This is a genomic window from Alteromonas sp. W12, assembly GCF_001924945.1.
Taxonomy (GTDB): domain Bacteria; phylum Pseudomonadota; class Gammaproteobacteria; order Enterobacterales; family Alteromonadaceae; genus Alteromonas; species Alteromonas macleodii.
Genome location: NZ_LQXH01000008.1, coordinates 380,731 through 403,161, shown reverse-complemented (window position 1 = coordinate 403,161; position 22,431 = coordinate 380,731). Strand labels below are relative to the sequence as shown.

Genomic DNA, 22,431 nt, shown 5'->3' with positions numbered 1-22,431 from the left:
TTAAAATGTAGACCGTGGCCGCGGTCGAAGCCTTTAGTCGCTATAAGAGGGGCTAGTATTCGTCGGCTATGGCAGGGCCTGCATAGTTGTCAAAACGTGAGAACTGACCTTGGAACGTAAGTCGACAGGTACCAATTGGGCCGTTACGCTGTTTACCAATGATAATCTCTGCAATTCCCTTATACTCACTGTTTTCGTGATAAACCTCATCACGATAAATAAACATAATAAGGTCGGCATCCTGCTCGATTGAGCCAGACTCACGAAGGTCAGAGTTTACAGGACGTTTATCGGCGCGTTGTTCTAGCGTTCGGTTAAGCTGTGAAAGGGCAACTACCGGCACTTCAAGCTCTTTAGCCAATGCTTTCAATGAGCGAGAGATCTCTGCAATTTCCAATGTTCGGTTATCGCTAAGAGAAGGTACGCGCATCAACTGAAGATAATCCACCATGATGAGACTGATTCCACCGCGTTCGCGAGCGAGTTTTCTTGCGCGACTTCGCACGTCCATTGGTGTAAGGCCTGATGAATCATCAACAAACAAACAATCTTTGTCTTTGAGCATAGCCATGGTGTTGGAGATACGTGCCCAATCTTCATCATCCAGCTGCGCAGTACGAATTTTGGTTTGGTCAACGCGGCTTAATGACGCCAACATACGCATCATGATTTGTTCTGAGGGCATCTCAAGACTGAAAACAAGTACAGGTTTGTCTTCTGCCATCATGGCGTTTTCAATCAAGTTCATGGCGAAAGTAGTCTTACCCATCGATGGACGAGCCGCCACGATAATAAGGTCAGAGGGCTGCATACCACTGGTCATTTTGTCTAGGTCGGTAAAGCCGGTAGTAACACCGGTAACGTCTTTATTGGTTTTCACCAACTCTTCTAGACGGTCAATGGTCTTCCCTAAGATAGACTCGACATCGCGAGGACCTTCGTTTTCACCAGTTCTTCGCTCGGCAATTTCAAATACTTTACTTTCGGCCAGGTCAAGAATGTCTGCACTGTCACGGCCTTCGGGGTTGTACCCAACTTCCGCTATTTCATGCGCCACGCCAATAAGCTCTCGGGTTATCGCGCGCTCACTGATAATTTGCGCATAAGACACAACGTTCGCAGAACTTGGCGTGTTTTTGGCAAGTTCACCTAAGTAGGCAAAACCACCGGCATCTTCCAGTTCATCATGCTTTTCCAGCTCTTCTGATACTGTTATAAGATCTATTGGCTGGCTACTGTTTAGTAGTCGAGTGATAGCACGAAAGATAATTTGGTGTGAGCGATTGTAGAAATCGTTATCGGTAACAAGCTCCGCGACTTTGTCCCAGCTTTCAGGGTCAATAAGCATGCTGCCCAAAACAGATTGCTCAGCCTCAATGCTATGAGGTGGAACCTTCAATTTTTCAACATTCTTATCGTTTTTAGACGCAGACGCCACGAGTGAAACCTATTCCAATGCACAAAAGTCAGTTGGATATTATGCGCTTTTAACGTCCATCACTCAACAAAGGAAGTCGTCATTTTGTTGCGAAAGCGCAAAAAGACAACATCGTTTAAAGCGTTTTCTCCAGCTTTAAAAACGTACCATCAACCAAGGTGTAAGCGCTGCCACCTTCCTGAAAAATGAGTGTAGAACCCATGATTGCTGAATTATCAAGGCACGACAAACTTACTTCAGTAATCTTGTCGTCGCTAAAGCCGAGCGATGATGGAGAGGCTTTAAAAGCAGCATAAAAATCTTGATTACTGATATTTTTCGTTGAATACACCGGTGACTCGCAGAATGCCTGATCGAGTTTAGCCGAGTCTGAAGCATAGGTTACCGAGCGACCCAAGAACTTTTCTGACTCTATTGATGAGTGAGCTGAAACACCTACATTATAGGCCTTAGTCACAACCCAAGTACCTTCGTAATAAGCGGGTTCCTGAACAGCACAGCCTAGCGTAAATGCGCATATTCCAAACGCACCAATAATTAGACTATGAAATCGCCAAAACCTTTTGACGTGTCCAACAATACTCAATGTAACCTCCAATCAAAAAATAACAAACCATGTGATGATGTGGGTGAAGCGTGCAGGTCCGCTAACTTGTAACTAAGAGCCATTAAAACGCACTTTTGTTACTTACAAACGCTCAGCTACACATTTTTAGCGACCAAACAAAAAAAGCTGCGATCACTCGCAGCTTTTCATTAATCACCACATGTCTGATTAATAAATGTGGACTAAATTCATTTTTTCAACCTAAAGTTTCAATTGTGTTGCCTATAGCTTATTCACTTTTGGTCTATTTCAATTCGCCCGTGTACCGTAGAGATGTCTACATTTGCAGCCCCACCGTTATGGATAAAGCGTAGCCAGCTACCTGGGCCATACTTAGGCTTTTGCGACTTTTCATCACTGATATTGTTTACAATGTTGCCGCCAGCGTGCGTCTCAATATCAAATTGTGCCGATACGCCATCTTGAAAGACAAATTCCATCGCACCGCCTACAGAATTCGCTTTTACGCTACCGTTCTTATTGAGACCTAAACTTGCGTAAGTCCTTCCATTAACCGTATTGATTTGCAGTACGTCCACCGCTTGAAGAGAGACATCGATTCGACCGTTGACGGTTTCTACTGATACGTCTGGGCTATCGGAAGTGATGTCGAGCTTGCCATTAACTGACGCAAAGCTCACTGGCGTGTTTCCTGAGTGTGACGCTTCAATTTCGCCATTCACTGTTTCCGCCTCTAAACGGCCTCTCACATTCTCAAGCACGATATCGCCATTAACCGACTCAACTTCAACCCGCTCACCTATGTTTTTAAGGGTTACGTCGCCGTTTACCACCTCAACATCTACTGCTTTTGTTATACCTTCTGCAATAAGATCAGCATTGACCGCGGTATAGTGAAGGTCGCTTGCTGAAGGTATATAGATAACAAGGTCGTCGCCATCTTTACCTTTATTAAACCAGCTCTTTGAGTGGCGCTCGACTTCAACGTGTATAACCACGACATCTCCACGTCTTTCAAAGATAAACTCTTCAGTTTGATCGCCCAGTTCACCGGTGACACGAACCTGAGACTTATTCCAAACTCGGATATCTGCTTTTCCGTTGATGTGTTCAATGTCCACTTTCGGCGAAGACGATGTGTCGATGGTCTTATCTACTTTTTCTCCTGCAAACGCCGCAGTAGCGATACTTAGCAGCGCAGTAGTAAGTAATACCTTGGCCCCCAAAGGTGCCATGAACGTGTGCAAAAATGTACTTTTCGTATTTATAATCATCTTTAAACCCTTATTAAATTTGCTGCCACTTTGGCGCGTGCACTCGCTCAATTAAGGCAATCTGCTGTTGATATACGTGATGCAGCATTTTGATTAATGCTGAGTTGTCTGGATCGTCCTTTAATGCCGCTTTAATAACATCTGCAGCATCGTCCAATTCTTTTAATTGCTCTTGCCAATCTTCAGTTAGCGCCGTGGTACTTTCATAACTAGCAAGAAGACTATTCACTTGTTGTTGCTGCTGCATACTCATTGCGTCAATCAGGGCATAGCCATCGCTTCGACTTTCATCAGCTTTAAACGCAAAAGGAGCCGCGAACCACAATACAGTAACTAAACAAACGCTTGCGGCTATTGCCATCCACTGTTTTGATGTAACCGTAGATGATGAAGCGTCGTCTTGTGAAGCGTCGCCTTGCTGCGATGTTATGCCGAGTTCAATACCTCGCCACAAATCTCGTTCTGGCTGCTTCTCTTTCGATATCCCAGAAATATGCTGAGCAAGCTTGTCGTCAAAATTACTCATCATCGACTCCCATAAAATCTTTCAATAATTGCTTAGCACGGAAAAATTGTGCTTTGCTTGAGCCCACTGCCATGTTCAACATGCTGGCAATGTCTTCGTGTCTGTAACCTTCAATTGCATGGAGGACAAAAACCATTCTGGCTCGCTCGGGTAAGCGAATAACTAATGCTTCTAAATCCACATCGGTGCTGTTTTCTTCAGCCGGCATCTCGTTAATGCCGCTGTTTTCCAAGTTAAACATCCGCTGCACCCACCCCTTCTGCTTACGCATATAAGAGATGGTAATTTTTGCCGTAACGCTGTGTAACCACGTGGAAAATTGGCTTTGCCCATCAAAATTACCCAATTTTTTCCATAGCTGAATAAAGACTTCTTGCGAAGCATCTTCTGCCATTCCCTTTTCACCTGTAAGCCGGTAACAAAGCGCGTAGACTCGCCCAATATGTTCATCGTAAAGGGACCGAAATGCCTGCTTATCGCCCTTTTTCGCTTTAGATATCAGCTCATTTTCGCTTTTATTACCAAACACCACATTGGCGTGTACAACACGTTGTTGTGTGTGTTCCATTCTTTTCTCTTTGTTATTTGTGGTGCTGATTAGCATTAGCACTTGTTAGTGTTATAAGGTTAGTCGTACCCTATAGTAGAAAGGTTTAAATGCACAAAAATATTTTTTGGAGATGCCATGTCTACCTCATTTTCTGTTAACGCTCTGTTTGCTGGAAAACCTCAGCCGCTAGGCCCTCGTGGGGCACCAAGCAGTATTGTTAAAGCCCCCGTCGACGCGTTAACGGTACATATGGACAGAACCGATGAAGACGAACAGGCCAACAAACGGCTTCACGGTGGACCGGAGAAAGTGCTGCATCAGTTCAACCCGACCAACTATCTGACATTAAGAAAGCATTTTCCTGAAGGCGAATTTTCGCTGGGCAGCATTGGCGAAAACATCAGTGTAGAGGGCATGGACGATGCTACCGTTTATATCGGCGATATATGGAAGTTCGGCGAGGTAGAACTGCAAGTAAGTGCACCCCGTGCCCCTTGCAATAAAATCTCGCAACGCTTCGAAGTGCCCAATTTAGATAGATTTGTCGGAGAACGAGGTATCACTGGCTGGTATTACCGGGTTATTAAAACCGGAACCATCAGTGTTGGCGACGAAGTAACACTACTGCACCGTGAGGACGATACCGTTAACGTTCACACCCTAATGCAATGCGCCCATACCAAAGCAGACAAATCCCTGGCACAAAAGCTAGCGAAACTTGAGGCGCTTGATGACGAATGGCGCGGAAAATGCCAAAAAATTGCGGATAAATAAGCCATTTATCCGTAGCTTAAATTAAAAAGACGCCTGTTCACCTTCATTCAAAATAACCCAAGGCATTGCAGGGTTTAGCTGCTTCTTCATTTTCATAAGACGAAATAGCGCAGAATGTGACGTCTTGTCACCCATCATCCAGCTGGCATTTCCATAGCCCCAAGGCACTACGGCTTTACAGCCTAGGTCTTGGGCCGCAACAATGGCATCTTCTGGCGTAGTATGTACCTTGCGATACCATTTAGGTGAAGTTTCGCTGAAATAAGACGCTATAGGTAACAGGCAAACATCTATTTCACCAAAGCGCGCTTTAATATCCTTGAAGTGCGGTGAATATCCCGTATCCCCCGCAAAGAACAATGTTTTGCCTTCACTCTTAAATACCCAACCACCCCACAGTGTCGCATTGTCGTCCTCGTACAAATAAGGCACCCAAATTCGGTTACTGAAATGATGGGCAGGCACGAAGTGAATAGAGGTGTTGCCTACATTTTTGCTGGTATACCAAGCCATCTCGCTTATGGTGTAGCCTCTATTAGGAAAGTGCTCTGCGAAACCTAACGGAACAAGATATTCGGGCTTTGTGCCTAATTCAGCAATATCGGCTTTATTAAAATGATCATAGTGAATATGGGAATAAACTACAGCATCGGTTTGTGCGAGTTTGTCTTCACCTACCTCAGCGGGTTCGTTGCGGCTGAACCCCTCCGCCAATCGAAAAGCCCAATTAACGGGCCAATCAAACTGCCCAAACACAGGGTCAATAAGTATTTGCTCACCACTTGCGGTGTTAAGTAAAAAACTTGCGTGCCCTAACCAGGTGACATTAAAGCCGGTGTTCGAGTTCACTGTCGGGTTGTTGCCAACGAACTGACAATTTTGCATGTCACTTTCACATTCAATATCGGCAGACGCTGGGTAGCAATCATTAGTGCACGTGACGGGGTATGCTTTAAAACCGTCGTAAATATTGCTGAATCTGTCCTCATACCCAGGCTCATTGGTGTGCTTGATTACAGCATTTTCACCTTCTATCTGAGTAACATGATTAGAGCTGGCGCAACCAGTCACGACACTTCCTGCTACTACTAGCGACGCCGACAACGTCGTTAACTTCTTTAAACTCATTACCATTTTTAAGATCGTGTCCTTGTAGCTCCAACCTAGGAAGCAAAGCGCTTAGTTGACTGCTGCGTCTATGCTTTATTTACTCAATTGTGCAGACATCAAGAGAACCGCAGTTTAGCGCAAGCACTAAGATAGCTGTTAACCGTTATTGTAAAGCGAGAAACCATCAGCACCACAGTAAATTTGTAACAATATAAAAGCGCGCGTTAGCGGCCGCATTTATCGTCACAAACCGATTAGTTGCAAATGATAACTATTATTAATAGTATGTTTAAAATTCTTTCCTGAAGCCATTATGCGTAAAACCCGAATACTCATTGTTGAAGATGACGCGACGTTAAGTGAACAAATCACACAGCTGTTGCAGTCTCGAGGATTTGACACTCGCCACGAAAGTGACGGTAATGCTGGATTACAAGCTGTGCTTGAGGAGAACTTTGATCTTGTGTTACTCGACATACGCCTTCCCTCTTTAAACGGCTTGTCGCTGTTAAACCAATTAAGGCAAATAAAGCAAACCCCGGTGATGATGATCACCGCGTCAGGTGCCGAGCAAGAAAGGATTGAAGGCTACCGTAAGGGCGCAGATGACTACTTACCCAAGCCCTTCAATTTTACTGAAATGATGCTTCGCATCGACGCACTGTTGCGACGCAGCAAAACACTAAACGACTCAGGCACGCAAAAGTCGGAAATCATTGTTGATGTGCTTTATTTAAATCGCATTCATCAAGTTACCAAATACCACTCAAGACTACTCGAATTCACGCCAATACAATTTAAGCTTCTTTGGATGTTAGTAGATAACAAAGGGGAAACGTTGAGCAAAGCATTTCTTTATCACAGTGTGCTTAACAAACCCTTTTCGAGGTACGACCGAAGCTTAGATATGCATTTGTCTAGAGTACGCAAAAAGCTCGTTGAGACTGGCATGCCCCCTGAACGCCTTGCCACTGTCCACGGCCAAGGATATCGCTTTTCGTGAAAAATAAACTGCTATGGCGACTGTGCGCATTTATTGCCGTTGGTACTGTTCTGTTATTTTGGGCCATCGCGTGGCTTACCAATCATACCGAGACCAGCATGAGTTTTATCGATAAAGCTCATCAAGAAACCCTTTATTCCTATGGTCAAGAAGCGGAGAAAATCTACCTGGAGGATGGAGAACAAGCGTTAGCTACTTTTTTGCAAGAAGTGAAGACAAAGGAGGACACGTGGCTTGCCGTAGTTAACTCTCAAATGACCACATTCGCTGACACCCAAATGTTAGATGAGTTTGTTGACCGATTTCAAATAGGCCGCAGCCCCGAATGGAAAATACATTTGTACTTTTCAGAGAACCCTGTGATGGAAGTCCCCTTCGTCGATGACAATACGCACTTTTTAATTCAACTTCCACAGCGTATGCGCCCAGGTTCGTTATTGCTCGCCACACGCTTAACGCTTCAAATTGCATTACCTCTAGTGATATTAAGTCTGTTGAGTTTTATGCTGTATCGACACTTAATGACGCCACTAAAGCAATTAGAAAATGCCACAAAAGATTTCGCAAATGGCAATTTAGAAGCCCGTGCAATGGCTGCAATGCCCAAGCGAAATGACGAACTTACTGGGCTTGCCCAAACGTTCGACAAGATGGCCCAAAGAACCAGCAGTCTCATTTATAATCAAAGAAGTTTGCTTGCTGATCTCTCTCACGAGCTTCGCACGCCTCTTGCCCGCATTGATATGGCAATAGACTTTGTAGAGCAAGACATTAATCGTGAACAAGCACTTTCACGTCTGCGTTATGAAGCGAGCACGATGAGAGAGCTTGTTGAAGATACCCTAACCTTTGCATGGCTAAATACAGAATCGCCACAATTGAACAGCGATGACTTTGACTTGGTAGAACTTATCAATGTTATTTGTGAAGATGCGCGGTTTGAATACCCTGATAGAACCTTGCATGTCGACACACCTGAATGCGCGAATATTGAAAAGAGCAGCCAGCTTGCTTTGGGGCAGGCGTTAGAAAATATTATTCGTAATGCTTTGCGTCATACCCCTGAGCAAAGCAAAGTGAGTTTAACGCTAACCAGCGATAATAATAACTATGTTATCACGGTTACAGACGAAGGCACCGGCGTCCCTGAATCAATGCTAGACGCCATATTCGAACCTTTTTTCAGGGTAGACAAGGCACGGGCAGCCAAAAACTACGTACATGCCGCAAAGCGCTCTGGCTTTGGTCTTGGGCTTGCACTGGCGAAACGTCAAATTGCCGCTGTGGGCGGCGACATATCAGCGATAAATCGCGCTGCACTAATCAAAGACAACGCATTACATAGAGACGCTAGTGCTACAAAGCAAACAGGGCTAGTCGTTACCATTACCCTGCCTAAGTCTTTTAATGCTGCTTTCGCAAATTGAGAAGTCTCTGCACACCAAGTAGTGTGCCAGTATAAACTAAGATACAGCAAAGCAAGCTTACCAGCCCTGCGATGGTCTGCCCTATAAAGCCAAAGTATTCTCCCGTGTGCAAAAAGCGGGAAGTACCCCAAGCCTGACTCCCTTTGGGCCAATCGGTTTTGTAAAGTGTCCTAGTGATGTCACCGGTTCCCGTGTCGAAATACAGTGAATACGCTAACTCTTGCCTGTGCCCTATACTTTTATCGATATAAAACCGTGCAACACCCTCACTTTTGCCAATTTCCATCCACATGGAATACCAATCCTGATAGCCATTTTCATTGGCGTGTTGCTGAGCTTTGGTAAATAGCGTGTCGTAACTGACAACGTCGGCGTCTAGCGTCTCAGGCATAGCTTTCTTTTCGCGAGTAGGGACTTGTTCACCGTACATTCCATACAATGCTTTGTTTGCCCACTCAAAATAAAACAGGGTAGCCGTTAGTCCAATCACAACTAAAAAAGGCAGTGACCACATACCAAAAACAAAATGCCAATGTCGGCGACGGTGCTGTTTATTAGTGTACTTTTGCCGTAACCACATTTGCTGCTTTAAGGATTTTTTCGATATGTGTTTGGGCAACCATATGATGACTCCCGATAACAGCAAAAAAATAAAAATAAGATTGCTATAAGCCGTTATGGTTTTGCCAATTAATTGGTAATCCCCTTCCATTAAAAGATATCGATGCAGGTCAGTTATGACATGAAATGCTTCTTCAACGCCCCCTTCTCCTTCTCTTAATATATCTCCGGTATAGGGGTGAATAAGATAGCTGTGTTCGCCGGCCCATGCGGGAATTGCCGCTCCCTCGCTATTGACCCATCGAACAAAAATATGCGCTTCGTTAGGATGCTTTTCACGAAGTATTGATACAACCCGCTCAGTCGAGATTACCGACTTTTCGATATCAATCGTTTGTGCATAAGCCATTTCACTTAGCTCTTTGAACTGGCGCTCGTAAGTGAGTAATACACCGGTAAAAGCCATAATGAAAACGACAATGCTGGCCAATAAGCCAGCAAAGAGGTGGGCCCAAAAGACCCACCTTTTAAACGTGGAAAAGTTCATCTAAAGGCGTTGCTTAGAAATCGTAAGTCACAGACAAACGAATATCTCGTCCAGCTTCTTGCGGACCAATAACGCTTGGGAATACTTCGCTGTAGTCACCCACACTTGAATGGTCGATATACGCTTCATCAAACAAGTTCGTTACCGCCAGATTTAAGCGAAGGTCGTTTGTGACTTCCCACTCGCCATAAATATCCACTAGGGTATAGTCTGCTTTGTTAAGTGAATAAAGCGAGTCGGTCCAACCGTTTTCCAAGGCCTGATGTAGTGTATCTATGTTGATGTCGTCAACCATAGTGATGTTAAAGCCAACGCTAATGTCTGCAGTAACGGTGTAATCTGCACCAAGTACCCACGTATCACCGCGACTATTACCTAAGCCAACAAACTCGTATCCGTTAATATCGATGCTGTTATAGGGTACGCTGTACAGATCTTCACGAGGCATCAATTCAACATCTACGCTTGAAAACCCAAAGTACACGTCAACAGAGTCCCAGCGATACGCAAGGTTAAACTCTACGCCAGATGATTCTAGGTCGCCGATATTATTAAATACCGAGTTGCCTTGATAACCGCTAAATAGCACATCATCAATAGTAGATTCATAGGCGCTAAGGCGCGCATTAAGGTTATTCGCGCTGTATTCGATTGACGCTTCAATATTAGTGACAGTTTCAGGCACCACGTCACTGGCAACAACGGGAACGTCCTCACCATCATATAAGTATTCGTCAAGCGTGAAACCATCACCAATTTGCTTACCGCGCGCCGCTTCTGCGTAACCAAGACCAAGGGTCCAAGCTTCGGTAAGCTGATACTCAAGACCGACGTTAAAGCTAAGTTCATTGTCTTCTAGTCCAGATGGCTCATCGGTAACGGGTGTGCCGTAATAGTCATCGATCAAGATTTGTTGCTGAAAATCAAAGTCGTCATAACGAACACCGTAGCTCAACAGCAACTCTGGTGTGATATTGCTATGAGCTTGCGCGTAAATACCCATTACGCTGCCTTCTTCTGCGTTCTGCACAGGACCTACGCCAGGGCCACTTTCTACCTCATCTTTACGATAGTCGATACCGTAGGTGAATACGTGGTTTGAAATGTCGGTGGTGTTTCTAATATCAAAACCATAGGTATCGATATCAGACAAGAAATCGAAACGGCCGCCGCGGAACGATGATGAAGTTTGGTATGCAGTGGCCTCTAAGAAAACCAATGCGCTGTGGTCAAAGCGGTAGTTCGCTACGTAGGTATCACGCTCTGCTTCACTAGGATAAAGTGGAGCACCTTCTAGTACTACCCAGTTAGGTCTTGCCGAAAACTCACCCTCTTCATCGCGCTGCTCTGCACTTATTGAAAGGTATTGATTATCCGCAATGTAACCACTGGCTTTAAGGAACATGAGATCTTGATCTGCGGCAGTACCCAGCACTTCGTTGCCGTCGCCGTCTTCAAAGTTATCTCTGTCAACCGTACTGTAATAACCTAGCAAGCCCCATGAATCACTTAGCTTTCCATAAAGGCTGCCGCTATATCGGGTGCCTTCGTTTGAGAAATAACTCGCTTTTACTCGACCACCAAATTGTTCGTCGCCTCTCAATAAATCTTGCGCATCTTTGGTTTTAAAGCGGATTGAACCACCAATGGCACCTGGGCCACTGGTTGCTTCACCTGCACCAGCCTGCACATCGATTTGCTTCAAAAGATCGGGATCTAGCGTTACGCGGCCAATGTGGTGAAATAGGGTTGAGGTTTGTTGCGCGCCATCTACGGTTACATTCAGGTAGGCATCTTCTAGTCCACGGATAAAGATTTTCTGTGCTACACCTACTGAACCGCCAACGCTGACCGACGGAGACTCTCTAAAAACGTCAGCTAAATCGTTTGCCTGAAACTGCTCAATATCCTCGGCAGTAATGCTCAAGTTGGTTGCTGCGCCTACCACAGCAACTCGCTCTATAGACTTGGTTTCTTCATTCTGGTTTTCTAGGGATTGCGCAAATACTACCGGACTGGATAGCGTGCATACTGCACTGGCTAAAACTAACTTTTTCAAGGATGTCTCCATTTGATAATCAACAATTACAAATAAGAAACATTCTCATTAACTTTAGTCTAAATGGATAGCACTTTTACATTTGTTACAATTCTCTCAGTTCTTCGCTGTCAAAGACTCACGCTCATTGTTGTAACGTACTTTCTGGCCTGCACGCAGACGTTCAGCTCCTCTCACCACAACCGAGCGCTTCGGGTTCACATCGCCAAACACTTCAATTCTATCGCCCATCCCCACCCCGGTTGTCACCTTAACTTGCTCCGCTTCATTATTTTCATTGAGCTGATAGATATAGGTGCCCGACTTTCTTAGTACCAGTGCATCGCGGGGTATGGTGACACCATCATGAGTATCGCTGCTAGGCAGCGCCACGCGCACTGCACTGCCTATAGGAAAGTCACCGGGGTTGATGGCAATTCGTAGCTCCATCATGCGCGATGTACTGTTGCCTACCGGTACAATGGCACGAATAGATTCTTCTACTTGGTTCACGTTATTGTGAACGCTAACGCTCATGCCGTTAGCAATATAGGGTAATACGTTGAGCGGTGCGCGCACTTGAACTTCAACGCTATCAGGGTTTACCACGCGAAGCAGGGTTTGCCCTACCCCAGTGTATTCGCCCGGCGACTGCTGCCTTTCAACCACCAAAGCCGTAAAGGGAGCACGAATACTGCTTTGTGCTATCTGATATTCGGTGAATTCTAAATCCAATTTGGCTTGCGCTAACTCCTGCTTAGCATTCTCTAAGTCTGCTTCCACTTCCTCTAACTCGCCTCTGGACGTGTTTTGACTGGCCTGAAGGTTTTTGTACCTCCCGAGTCGTTTGGTAAACAGTTCAACCTGCGACTGCCATCTGGCAATATTTGAGGCATTTTGATTGCGGGTAATGCTTAAGCGAGTATCGTCGACTTTAACTAAAGGCTCCCCAGCTTTCACCACATCACCTACATCTGCCATCCAAGTGATGCGACCGTCTACCTCAGAAGCAAGGTTTGCATCGATAACGCTTAGTACCGTTCCAGGAACCCAGGTTAGTTGTGAAATCGCTTGCTCTCTGGCTTCATCTATTTGAACCAGCACCGGCGGTGGTTGATTGCTATCCTGTGCGTGTGCGCTCAACGATACACTGCTTGCAAATAAGGCAAACACACTAAGGGCGAGAGTAGAAGTCATTGCTTTCATGGTTGTCTTTTCCTTACACATGATCGTTGTATTTATTTTGTTTTACGGTGGATGAGGTAGTCGGCGAAGCGCCAGTGCTCTCTATGCGCTCGGCCAGGGGTTTGAGTATATTTACAGGTGACTTTGAAGCCGTCATACGCAGCAAGGTAGGCAGTAATAGCAAGGTGAATATGGTACTCACCGTCATTCCTCCCACAATAACAGCCGCAAGGCCTCGGTAAATAACGCTGCCTGCACCTGGTAGCAACAGCAGGGGCAGCATGCCAAAGATTGAAGTCAGCGTACTCATAAAGATAGGCCGTAAACGTAGTTTGATGGCTTGTTCTACCGCGTCATCACGGGTCAGCCCTTCTTGCTCTCCTATACGAGTCTGATGCACGAGTAAAATGGCATTGTTCACCACAAGCCCTAGCAAAATAATGAAGCCAATCATGGTTAACAGGTCCATGGGCTGGAAGGTAAAGATGTTCATGATACGAATAGCAATCACCCCGCCCACTGTGGCTAGCGGAATAGAAAGTACTACCAGCACGCTGTCTTTTAACGATTTAAACAACCCCGCCATTAACAGCAGTAGCAACACCATGGCAAAAAGAAAGTTATCAGCCATCGAGGCAATAGCGCCTTTTAAGCTATCCGCGCTACCACCATAATTAATAGCGCCATCGGTAGGCATCATGGCCATAATGGCAGGTTCAACCTCAGAGGTAATCACTTTCATGGCTTCTTCTAAACTCATACCCTCTGGCGGATTTACGTTTAGCGTAAGGGTTCTTCGACCATCAATGCGCTGAATACGACTTGGCCCTACGGCTCTTTCAATACCTACCAGTTCGCCTAATTGCACCACCTCGCCTGATGGCGTCATGACTGGCGTGCTATTTAAGTCTTCGGGTGTAAACCAGGGGGCTGAGCGGAAGATAATATTCATGCGTTTGGTGCCATCGAAGTACTCCCCCACATACATACCATCACCCATGGCACGTACCAGGTTCCCCATACTGCCGCGATTTAACCCGACTTCCATCATTCGGCTGTCATTAGGGTAAAAGCGAAGCTCTGGTTCAGCTTGCTCTAATGGAGGATTAGAACGCGCATTCGCGTTAGGGAAAACTTCTCTCAATTTGTCTAAACCTGCTTGCGCAGCGATGCCGAGCATGGCTTGGTCGGTACCTTGAAGATGTATGTCGATTGAGCGACCGTTTCCAAAGCCACCAAACAAATTGCCTTGTTGTGAAAAGGTTTGTGTATCCGGCAAATCCTTTAAAATTTCATCGCGAACAATGGCTTCTAACTCTTTGACCTTAGACTGATCTTTAGCGCGCACACCCAAATTTCCGCCATTTGGCCACGTAATAATGTAGTAGTTTTTCAGCGCTGGCTGCTTTTCTCCGTCCATATAGGGCTGCAGTCGCTCAACGATAATTGGCATCACTTCTTCACTAATAAAGTTTTCACTGGCACCCGCAGGCAAACTTAAGAAGGCGTCAACGGCATCGCGTTTTACGGGCGGCAAATAATCCATGGAAGGCATAAGCAAAACACTACCTGTAATAGGCACGCCCATGAGTGTTATGACTAATACAAGGCGGCGAAGCGGCGTACTTGATAGCGACATAATAGCGCGGGTTATCTTAGCCCATACCCGCTGTAAGCTATCAGCTGGCATGTTGCCATTAAGGTATTTAGCGGCAACGACGGGCAATACCGTTACCGCAACCACTAGCGACATACACACTGCAATGGCAATGGTAAGAGCGAGGTCAGCAAACAATTGCCCTTCAACATCTTCCAAAAACATGACGGGAATAAAAATAGCAACGGTGGTGGCTGTTGACGCCATGAGAGCACCAAACACTTCTTTCGTTCCCCGATGGGCACAATCCTCCATGTGCGTTTGTGAATTTGGGTCTTTGTTTTCGATTTCGGCTTCGGCGCTCTTGCGCGTTCTTACAATGTTTTCCAGCACGACAATAGCGGCATCTAGCACCATACCTACCGCGAAGGCGAGTCCTGCCAGTGAAATGATATTGAGCGAGCGACCGGTAAGTTGAAGCACCACAAAAGTGCTAAGTAGTGAGATAGGAATGGCCAATGCCACAATGAGCGTTGCCCGCAGCTGGCGCATAAAGAGCCAAAGCACGGCAATGGCAAGCAGCACGCCTATAAATAAATTGCTGGTAACTAGCTGCACCGCTCTATAGATAAACACTGAGGCATCGAAGCTTTGCGCCATTACTAACTGTTCAGGGGCCAAGTCCTGTTCGTTTATTTGTGCAACTTTTGCTTTTACGGCTTCTAAGGTAGCTAAAACATTGGCGTTGTTTTGTCTGTCTACGCGAATAGATATAGCCGGATTGCCGTTTTGCACACTGTAGTTTGCACCGTCAGCGCGGGTGATTTTAATTTCGGCAATGTCATTTAGCGTGATAGGGCTGCCGTCTCGCCATTCAAGGATCATTTCCCCCATTTGAGTAGGCTCGTAGCGACCTTCAAAACGCAGGGTGTAGCGTCTTCTGCCCACATCGACAAAGCCACCTGAAATATCATTCGCACGCCCCAACTCGTTGGCAACTGCCGTTAGGTCAATGCCTAACTGCGCCGCTTTAAACGGGTCGAAAACAATTTGAAACTCCTCAACGCCGCCAACCCCGCTTTCCATACGCGCCCTTGCAACGCCCGGGATAGATTCAAGCTGAGGTTTAATGACATCGGTAAAAAAGGTTACATAGGTATTAATTTCGTTTGGATTGCCCGGAAGGCGCTGAAGAAAAAAGTAGGTCAAAGCGGGGGCGTCTCCCCCACTTCCAGCAAGCATAATATTAGGGGACAAGGCATCGCGAGGTAGTGGCGGTACGCGATTCATGCGGCTAATCACTTCAATTAGCGTTTTCTGCATGTCCGTATCTAAACCAAACTCTAGATTAATCCACGCATTACCTTGGTTTGCCCATGCATTCATCGACTCAAGACCAGGGATCCCTTGCAGCACTTCCTCTTGAGGTTCAATGATCTCCGACTCAATTTCTTGGGGCGACGCAGCGCGCCACGAGGTCTGGATGTTAATATTCGGTCTTTCAATGTCAGGAAACAGCTGTACCGGTAAATTAAACAGGCTATATAGCCCTAAAAATACCAGCAGTGTTATTCCTATACCTACCCCAGTCGCGTTTTTTATTGCTTGCTTAGTGATGTCCATAATATGGCACTTATGCTTTTTATTGTTTGGTTTACTATAGGTCGCAGGAATGACAGAAAAAGTTTAAAGCCATGACACTAAGAATTTCAGCGATTATTAACATTTTGTTTAAATACCGTTTAAAAAACGTTATTTATCGCAGATGAGTGGACCTCAAAAATACGCCATTTGTCGGCACTGGACATATTTGCTTACACCCATCGTTAATTAGGCGTCGCGACGTGGAGTGAGGGTAGGGATATTTTAAACCCGCCCTTCGGGAAGGTCTGGCAAGCTTCACTCTTGGAATTTAAAAAGCAACGGCCATTCCTGCATTCCCACGCTTTGCTAGGAAACTTGCCAGCACCTTCTGGGTGGGCAATCATCTATGCGGATTGGTATTGATCTTTAAGTATCGAACAAAAATTTAGAGCAAAAAAAAGCCGCTCTAGGAGCGGCTTTTTTCAAATACGTCAGCGATTACGCTTCAGCAATGATGATCACTTTGATTGAAGTGATAACGTCAGAGTGAAGTTGTAAGTCGATGTCATACTCACCAGTTTCACGAAGAGTACCAGTAGGTAGTTTAACTTCTGCTTTTTGTACTTCAACGCCAGCTGCAGTGATTGCATCAGCGATGTCACGAGTACCAACAGAGCCAAATAGTTTACCTTCGTCACCAGCAGGAGCTGCGATTGTAACTTCAGCAAGCTCAGCAACTTTTTCAGCGCGTGCGTTAGCAGCAGCTAGTTGCTCAGCAATTTTCGCTTCAAGTTCAGCACGACGTGCTTCGAACTTTTCAACGTTGTCTTTAGTTGCAGGAACCGCTTTACCCTGTGGGAAAAGGAAGTTACGAGCGTAACCAGACTTAACAGTCACTTGGTCGCCCAGGCCGCCAAGGTTGGCGATTTTATCTAGTAGGATGATATTCATCTTAGCTAACCCTTATATTCGCCAAATTACTTGTGTGAATCAGTGTACGGAAGCAACGCAAGGAAACGTGCGCGCTTGATCGCAGAAGACAGCTGACGCTGATATTTTGCGCTTGTACCAGTAATACGGCTAGGGACAATTTTACCGCTCTCAGTGATGTAGTTCTTAAGAGTAGCGATATCTTTGTAATCAATCTCAGTCACACCTTCTGCAGTGAAACGGCAGAACTTACGACGTCTGAAAAAACGAGCCATGGGTGATCTCCTTAAGCGTTGTCTTCAGTGGTTTCAGTTTTCTTTTCCGCGCGATCTTGGCGAGGAGCAGAATCGTCACGACGCTCACGACGAGGCTCTTCTTTCATCATTGGAGAAGGCTCAGTCACAGCAGTCTTAGTGCGCATAACCATGTTACGTAGGATCACGTCGTTGAAACGGAAAGCATTTTCCAATTCATCAACAGCTTCTGCAGACGCTTCAGCATTGATTAGTACGTAGTGGGCTTTGTGCAGCTTTTCAATTGGGTAAGCCAGTTGACGACGGCCCCAATCTTCTAAACGATGAATCTGACCACCGTCTTGCTTTAGGATTGTGGTATAACGCTCGATCATACCAGGTACTTGTTCACTCTGATCAGGGTGAACCATAAATACGATTTCGTAATGACGCATTATAGCTCCTTACGGTTGTAGCCTCGACAGTACAGCCGACTGTATGGAGACAAGGAACGAATTGGGATGGCTGTAAGGGCGCGCATTATACGCAGCAGTTACTAATTGCACAAGCATTAATCACCTTTAGAACAATCATCTGCCCTTTTCCCAAACACTACGCTCAGACATTTAATCAAAATACTGTTTATTTATACAGTAAAATGCTGTACAGTTTTTGTGTCTTTAATAAACAGGGGACCTACCATGGCCATTACCACACAGTATGTTGTTACGCACAAAGGGGTAGAAAAATTGGTAACTACCGACAAAAAAGAAGCCGATCAGTATGACAAAATGCTCGATGCAGCAGATAACCTTGCTGACTACATTCATGCGAAGGGCATCAAGCTAGACGATAGCGTAGTGGAAGAGCTCACCATCATGCTGTCTAAAAACAAAGATAAAATCAGTAAGATTTTCAAAGGCGCTACCGCAGAAAGCGTATTAGAAGATGAAAGCGCAGAAGTAGTAAAGCTACAAGCTAACGGCTGATAATTTAGGCGCGCCTCTCTTTTGCGTCGTTATGATGAGCAATTAATAAGAGCAATTGCCGCTTTAGGCTGATGAGATCTGATAGCATAGCTATACGCAAAAATGTTATTTGATAACATTACCTCAACGCGGCAATGTGTTTTCTCTGGTTTTTAACTGGGTGAACAGACGTGTCGCTTTTGCTAATGTGAACATAAGACGTAAATACAGGTCGGGCTTAGCGTGAATACCATCAATAAAAACAATAGCACTCACTCCCAGCGCAACGCAGTGTCTGAAGAGCACAACGCAGTGAATAAAGAGCGTAACACAGCGATTGAAGTTAGCAATTTACAGTTTTCGTACACCAAAGAAAGCCCCCCCATCATTGACATTAAAGCGTGGCAAGTTTCGCAAGGTGAGCACGTTTTTCTCTCAGGGCCTTCGGGTAGCGGAAAGAGCACATTGCTCAATTTGCTGTGCGGAACATTAACTCCAACTCAGGGCGACATTGCCTTATTAGCGCAGCCTTTCTCCGCATTATCGAACCGACAGCGGGACAAGTTTAGAGCACGCAATATCGGCGTTGTTTTTCAACAATTTAATCTTATTCCCTACCTTTCTGTGGCACAGAACATTAATGCGGCGGTGTATTTTGCAAGTACAAACGTCAGCAAGACAGCATCAGACGCAAAGCTTCGTCATTTACTGGACAAGCTACAGCTGCCTTCTCACGTGCTGCATGCGAAAGCTGACGCATTGAGTATTGGTCAGCAGCAGCGCGTTGCCATTGCCAGAGCACTGATTAACGACCCACAATTATTAATTGTCGATGAACCTACCTCTGCCCTAGATACCGATGCCAGAGATAGTTTTATGTCGCTGCTAAAAGACGTTGCAGGTGAAAGCACCATGATTTTTGTTAGTCACGATAAAGCCATGGAGAGTTATTTCGACCGCCACTGCAGCATGAGTGAATTAAGCCCAAGTACAAACCACATAAAAACGCGAGGCGATGAGGCCCCAAAAGCACAGGAGCGTGCGTAATGCTAAGTACCATTGCTATTGAAAGCTTAAAGCGCAGGAAAACAACGGCAATCCTCACACTTTTAAGCATTACCATCAGCATTAGTTTACTTTTGTGCGTGGACATTATTCGCACCCAAGTTAAAACCAGTTTTACGCGCACCGTTTCTGGTGTTGATCTTATTGTTGGCGCACCAAGTGGACAGCTTAATTTACTCCTGTCATCAGTGTTTAATATAGGCACTCCCACCAAAGGTATTGAATATAAAAGTATTGCGGCGCTTCAATCTAACAAGCAGGTATCGTGGCTTATCCCACTATCTTTGGGTGATACCCACAGAGGTTTTAGAGTAGTAGGTACGACCAACAGCTTTTTCGACCACTTTAAATACGGTGATATGCAATCACTTGAAATGGCAGCAGGCTCGGCATTTACGCAGCCACTGTCTACCGTTGTTGGCGCAGATATCGCCAAATCATTGGGGTACAAGGTAGGGGATAAGATTATTATTTCCCATGGTCTGGGTAGCGTATCGTTCAACAACCATGATGATCACCCTTTCACTATCTCAGGCATAGTTAAGAAAACCGGTACGCCCGTAGATAAAGCCGTATACGTTACCCTACAGGGACTTGAAGAAGCCCACACAGGACCTAAACATTCCCCCACCTCAATGTTAGGCCGTAAATCTGCTGACAAGGCGAACGAGCATGAGCATGAGCATGAGCATGAGCATGAGCATGAGCATGAGCATGAGCATGACGAGCATACAAAAGAACATGCAGTTTACAATAGCGAAGCGTTTACGCCTGAGTCAGTATCCGTGGTGATGCTGGGGCTTAAACATCGGGTAACTGCACTGCAGCTTCAGTATCAAATTAATCAAAGTAAAAAAGAGCCGCTAATGGCTATTCTACCGGGCATGGCACTCGCAGAACTTTGGCAAATTATGGGAAATGTTGAATCGCTATTGCTTGGCCTTTCCGGTCTTATCGTCATCTGCGCGCTAATTGGGCTTGCGACTATGCTGCTGGCAACGATGAGAGAGCGTTATCAAGAAATCGCCGTTTTACGAACTATAGGCGCAGGACCGTTTACCTTACTGCTACTCATACAGATTGAAGCGATGCTGCTTACGATTGTGAGTGCCGCACTGAGTTTAGGCTTGGTAGCTGGGCTTATGAGCGCACTAAAACCTTGGTTAAGCAGTACCTATGGATTGTTTTTGAGCAGCCCGCTGTTTGGACAAAGCAGTGTCATTATCATTTTACTGATACTGGGGTGCACATACTTGGTTTCACTATTCCCCGCTGTGGCGGCCTACAGACGCGGCCTACACGCGGGACTAAACGCGAACTCATAAATACCCATGCCTACAGCGTTGTTTCGGGTTTTATAGGCTTCTATTTAGCCCCACATCTGTGCGCCAATAGGCAATAGATCTTTTAATGGAGTGAGCTTAAGCGAGCTGGAGGGAGTATTACTCTCCCACTCGCTTATCGGTACTAAAACGCAATATTAGCTCGTGAACCTGATTAACCGTTGCGCGCAAATCGTGACTTGCTACAAGCGATGCTTCAGATGAACGCTGGGTTTCAGACGCGCCGTCAGCGACTTCTACTAACTGCTGGTTAATATGCTCTGCCACCGTGCTTTGTTCTTCTACCGCTGAAGACATCTCTACCGTGGCATCAGCGATACCTTTTACTGCATTGTTAATTTCAAACAATGCACCTCGGGTTTCTTCTACTATAGCGCTGCCGTGCTCAGCTGAAGCTAGCCCTTCCGTCGATACCCTTACAGCTCGATCAGATCGCTCAGCCAATTCATTAATGATGTTGTGGATTTTATCGGTCGATTCGCGAGTTTTCGAAGCTAAAGTACGAACCTCATCGGCAACAACCGCAAAACCTCTTCCTTGTTCGCCAGCCCTTGCAGCTTCAATCGCAGCATTAAGCGCTAACAGGTTAGTTTGCTCAGCGATGGTCGAGATGATATTGGCCGCTTCGCCAATATCGCTGGTTGACTGAGCCAACTCTGTCACTGTGGTAGAGATAGACTCAACCGCCTCGCGTAAGGCGACAATCGCCTGCATGGCTTGCTCTGCTTTTTGGTTGCCTGTCTCTACATTAGATGCCGCTGTCCTTGCGCTCTTTGCGTTACTTTCTACTCGTTCGGCAACTTCTTGAATCGCTTGACTCATTTGCGTTACCGCAGACGCAATTTGCTGTGTAGCTTGATTTTGCTGAACAACCGCGGCACTGGTGCTTTCTGCTTGTTGATGCGTGGTGCTAGCAATTGATTCGAGCCCCGCTGACGCATCTTTAATTCGGGTTAATGCCGTGCGATTTCTGGCAAGTTCACACCCCAGTGCAAGTTTGGCTTGGCTTATGTGAGGGGGGTCTGGGAAGTAGGTTTGTGCCACCGTTTCATTAGCGTAGCTTTCTGGGCTAAGAGAAAGCAGCGCGCCCCAGTCTTTTCTTGTCTTGGTTTCTTGAGCAATCATTAAAACTACAGCTCCAAGCAGCGCAATGCCTGCCGCTGCCCAACCATGGGTAAACACGAGTACTAAAACAAGTAGGGCGCTTAACAATATTGCTGGCGCCATGTGCATTAGCCCTTGCCCCAGTCGCGACATCGGTGATACCGCAGATTTTCCTTCCTGCATTCTGGCGTAAACACTAGATGCGCGTGCTATTTCGTCATTTAACGCCGGCACTCGAACAGATTCGTAGCCTACTACTGATTTACCTTCATAAACGGGAGTCACAAACGCCGAAACCCAATAGTGATCGCCATTTTTTCTTCTGTTTTTAACTAACCCAATCCAGCTTTGCCCTGATTCCAAAGTACGCCACATTTCTTTGAACACAGGAGCAGGCATATCTGGATGACGGATAATGTTGTGATTTTTGCCAATGAGCTCTTCGCGACTGAAGCCACTTGCTTCTACAAATGCGCTGTTACAATGCTGGATTACACCGCGTTTATCGGTAGATGAAATAAGACGATGATGTGCGGGAAACTTGTACTCTTTTTGGGTAACTGGCTGATTATTTCTCATTGGGTGCTTTCTCCATGTAGCAAAGCA

General features: G+C 45.8%; 20 protein-coding genes. 6 read left to right on the top strand and 14 right to left on the bottom strand.

Annotated elements, in window-relative coordinates:
- Positions 1 to 52 precede the first annotated feature (52 nt).
- The 5 genes from dnaB to AWH61_RS13075 form a co-directional block, all read right to left on the bottom strand.
- Positions 53 to 1,438, bottom strand: coding sequence for a replicative DNA helicase (gene dnaB, locus AWH61_RS13095; protein ID WP_014951107.1), 1,386 nt, complete (start codon positions 1,436 to 1,438; stop codon positions 53 to 55).
- 115 nt (positions 1,439 to 1,553) lie between these two features.
- Positions 1,554 to 1,895 carry a hypothetical protein gene (locus AWH61_RS13090; RefSeq protein ID WP_249922647.1) on the bottom strand — a complete coding sequence of 114 codons (342 nt, stop codon included), beginning with the start codon at positions 1,893 to 1,895 and terminating at the stop codon, positions 1,554 to 1,556.
- A gap of 383 nt (positions 1,896 to 2,278) precedes the next feature.
- On the bottom strand, positions 2,279 to 3,280 hold the full coding sequence (locus tag AWH61_RS13085; RefSeq protein ID WP_075177284.1) for a DUF4097 family beta strand repeat-containing protein: 1,002 nt from the start codon (positions 3,278 to 3,280) through the stop codon (positions 2,279 to 2,281).
- 13 nt (positions 3,281 to 3,293) lie between these two features.
- Positions 3,294 to 3,806, bottom strand: a complete 513-nt coding sequence (locus tag AWH61_RS13080) for a hypothetical protein (RefSeq protein WP_014951110.1) — start codon at positions 3,804 to 3,806, stop codon at positions 3,294 to 3,296.
- The gene (locus tag AWH61_RS13075; RefSeq protein ID WP_075177283.1) at positions 3,799 to 4,374 is read right to left on the bottom strand and encodes an RNA polymerase sigma factor; all 576 of its coding nucleotides are present in this window, start codon (positions 4,372 to 4,374) and stop codon (positions 3,799 to 3,801) included. Before AWH61_RS13075 ends, AWH61_RS13080 begins: the two co-directional genes overlap by 8 nt.
- 117 nt (positions 4,375 to 4,491) lie before the next feature.
- On the opposite strand from AWH61_RS13075, the gene AWH61_RS13070 reads away from it, so the two are divergent.
- A complete protein-coding gene (locus AWH61_RS13070) occupies positions 4,492 to 5,130 on the top strand; it encodes an MOSC domain-containing protein (RefSeq protein WP_075177282.1) in 639 nt (212 codons plus the stop codon).
- Positions 5,131 to 5,151: 21 nt separating this feature from the next.
- Here AWH61_RS13070 and AWH61_RS13065 read toward each other — a convergent pair whose 3' ends face one another.
- Positions 5,152 to 6,264, bottom strand: a complete 1,113-nt coding sequence (locus AWH61_RS13065) for an MBL fold metallo-hydrolase (RefSeq protein WP_075177281.1) — start codon at positions 6,262 to 6,264, stop codon at positions 5,152 to 5,154.
- 289 nt (positions 6,265 to 6,553) lie between these two features.
- Here AWH61_RS13065 and AWH61_RS13060 point away from each other — a divergent pair, with 289 nt between their 5' ends.
- Entirely contained in the window at positions 6,554 to 7,243 is a 690-nt protein-coding gene (locus AWH61_RS13060) for a response regulator transcription factor (RefSeq protein WP_075177280.1), read from the top strand.
- On the top strand, positions 7,240 to 8,670 hold the full coding sequence (locus AWH61_RS13055) for a sensor histidine kinase (protein WP_075177279.1): 1,431 nt from the start codon (positions 7,240 to 7,242) through the stop codon (positions 8,668 to 8,670). The genes AWH61_RS13060 and AWH61_RS13055 overlap by 4 nt, the downstream gene beginning before the upstream one ends.
- Here AWH61_RS13055 and AWH61_RS13050 read toward each other — a convergent pair.
- The 7 genes from AWH61_RS13050 to rpsF form a co-directional block, all read right to left on the bottom strand.
- On the bottom strand, positions 8,648 to 9,778 hold the full coding sequence (locus tag AWH61_RS13050) for a PepSY-associated TM helix domain-containing protein (RefSeq protein ID WP_075177278.1): 1,131 nt from the start codon (positions 9,776 to 9,778) through the stop codon (positions 8,648 to 8,650). The two genes, AWH61_RS13055 and AWH61_RS13050, sit on opposite strands and share 23 nt — an antisense overlap.
- Positions 9,779 to 9,791: 13 nt before the next feature.
- The gene (locus AWH61_RS13045) at positions 9,792 to 11,837 is read right to left on the bottom strand and encodes a TonB-dependent receptor (protein WP_075177277.1); all 2,046 of its coding nucleotides are present in this window, start codon (positions 11,835 to 11,837) and stop codon (positions 9,792 to 9,794) included.
- Positions 11,838 to 11,933: 96 nt separating this feature from the next.
- Positions 11,934 to 13,022, bottom strand: a complete 1,089-nt coding sequence (locus AWH61_RS13040; protein WP_075177276.1) for an efflux RND transporter periplasmic adaptor subunit — start codon at positions 13,020 to 13,022, stop codon at positions 11,934 to 11,936.
- Positions 13,023 to 13,035: 13 nt separating this feature from the next.
- A complete protein-coding gene (locus AWH61_RS13035) occupies positions 13,036 to 16,221 on the bottom strand; it encodes an efflux RND transporter permease subunit (RefSeq protein ID WP_039233631.1) in 3,186 nt (1,061 codons plus the stop codon).
- A 459-nt stretch (positions 16,222 to 16,680) separates the two neighbouring features.
- Entirely contained in the window at positions 16,681 to 17,133 is a 453-nt protein-coding gene (gene rplI, locus AWH61_RS13030; protein WP_012519953.1) for a 50S ribosomal protein L9, read from the bottom strand.
- A 26-nt stretch (positions 17,134 to 17,159) separates the two neighbouring features.
- Positions 17,160 to 17,387: a 30S ribosomal protein S18 gene (gene rpsR / locus AWH61_RS13025; RefSeq protein ID WP_012519954.1), complete on the bottom strand. Its 228-nt coding sequence runs from the start codon at positions 17,385 to 17,387 to the stop codon at positions 17,160 to 17,162.
- An 11-nt stretch (positions 17,388 to 17,398) separates the two neighbouring features.
- Positions 17,399 to 17,800, bottom strand: coding sequence for a 30S ribosomal protein S6 (rpsF, locus tag AWH61_RS13020; RefSeq protein ID WP_014951120.1), 402 nt, complete (start codon positions 17,798 to 17,800; stop codon positions 17,399 to 17,401).
- Positions 17,801 to 18,046: 246 nt separating this feature from the next.
- Between rpsF and AWH61_RS13015 the strand changes: the two genes are divergently transcribed.
- The 3 genes from AWH61_RS13015 (at position 18,047) to AWH61_RS13005 (ending at position 20,703) form a co-directional block, all read left to right on the top strand.
- Complete coding sequence (locus tag AWH61_RS13015; protein WP_014951121.1) at positions 18,047 to 18,334, top strand: YebG family protein; 288 nt, start codon at positions 18,047 to 18,049, stop codon at positions 18,332 to 18,334.
- A 222-nt stretch (positions 18,335 to 18,556) separates the two neighbouring features.
- Complete coding sequence (locus AWH61_RS13010) at positions 18,557 to 19,360, top strand: ABC transporter ATP-binding protein (protein WP_075177275.1); 804 nt, start codon at positions 18,557 to 18,559, stop codon at positions 19,358 to 19,360.
- Positions 19,360 to 20,703, top strand: coding sequence for an ABC transporter permease (locus AWH61_RS13005; RefSeq protein ID WP_075177274.1), 1,344 nt, complete (start codon positions 19,360 to 19,362; stop codon positions 20,701 to 20,703). Before AWH61_RS13010 ends, AWH61_RS13005 begins: the two co-directional genes overlap by 1 nt.
- A 117-nt stretch (positions 20,704 to 20,820) precedes the next feature.
- Here the strand turns inward: AWH61_RS13005 and AWH61_RS13000 are convergent, their stop codons facing one another.
- A complete protein-coding gene (locus tag AWH61_RS13000) occupies positions 20,821 to 22,404 on the bottom strand; it encodes a methyl-accepting chemotaxis protein (RefSeq protein WP_075177273.1) in 1,584 nt (527 codons plus the stop codon).
- Between the last annotated feature and the right edge of the window lie 27 nt (positions 22,405 to 22,431).

Coding starts and splice junctions, on each gene's coding strand:
- AWH61_RS13085 (WP_075177284.1), bottom strand. CDS start 3,280: ATGATTATAAATACGAAAAGTACATTTTTGCACACGTTCATGGCACCT.
- AWH61_RS13080 (WP_014951110.1), bottom strand. CDS start 3,806: ATGAGTAATTTTGACGACAAGCTTGCTCAGCATATTTCTGGGATATCG.
- AWH61_RS13075 (WP_075177283.1), bottom strand. CDS start 4,374: ATGGAACACACACAACAACGTGTTGTACACGCCAATGTGGTGTTTGGT.
- AWH61_RS13070 (WP_075177282.1), top strand. CDS start 4,492: ATGTCTACCTCATTTTCTGTTAACGCTCTGTTTGCTGGAAAACCTCAG.
- AWH61_RS13065 (WP_075177281.1), bottom strand. CDS start 6,264: ATGGTAATGAGTTTAAAGAAGTTAACGACGTTGTCGGCGTCGCTAGTA.
- AWH61_RS13060 (WP_075177280.1), top strand. CDS start 6,554: ATGCGTAAAACCCGAATACTCATTGTTGAAGATGACGCGACGTTAAGT.
- AWH61_RS13050 (WP_075177278.1), bottom strand. CDS start 9,778: ATGAACTTTTCCACGTTTAAAAGGTGGGTCTTTTGGGCCCACCTCTTT.
- AWH61_RS13040 (WP_075177276.1), bottom strand. CDS start 13,022: ATGAAAGCAATGACTTCTACTCTCGCCCTTAGTGTGTTTGCCTTATTT.
- AWH61_RS13035 (WP_039233631.1), bottom strand. CDS start 16,221: ATGGACATCACTAAGCAAGCAATAAAAAACGCGACTGGGGTAGGTATA.
- rplI (WP_012519953.1), bottom strand. CDS start 17,133: ATGAATATCATCCTACTAGATAAAATCGCCAACCTTGGCGGCCTGGGC.
- rpsR (WP_012519954.1), bottom strand. CDS start 17,387: ATGGCTCGTTTTTTCAGACGTCGTAAGTTCTGCCGTTTCACTGCAGAA.
- rpsF (WP_014951120.1), bottom strand. CDS start 17,800: ATGCGTCATTACGAAATCGTATTTATGGTTCACCCTGATCAGAGTGAA.
- AWH61_RS13015 (WP_014951121.1), top strand. CDS start 18,047: ATGGCCATTACCACACAGTATGTTGTTACGCACAAAGGGGTAGAAAAA.
- AWH61_RS13005 (WP_075177274.1), top strand. CDS start 19,360: ATGCTAAGTACCATTGCTATTGAAAGCTTAAAGCGCAGGAAAACAACG.
- AWH61_RS13000 (WP_075177273.1), bottom strand. CDS start 22,404: ATGAGAAATAATCAGCCAGTTACCCAAAAAGAGTACAAGTTTCCCGCA.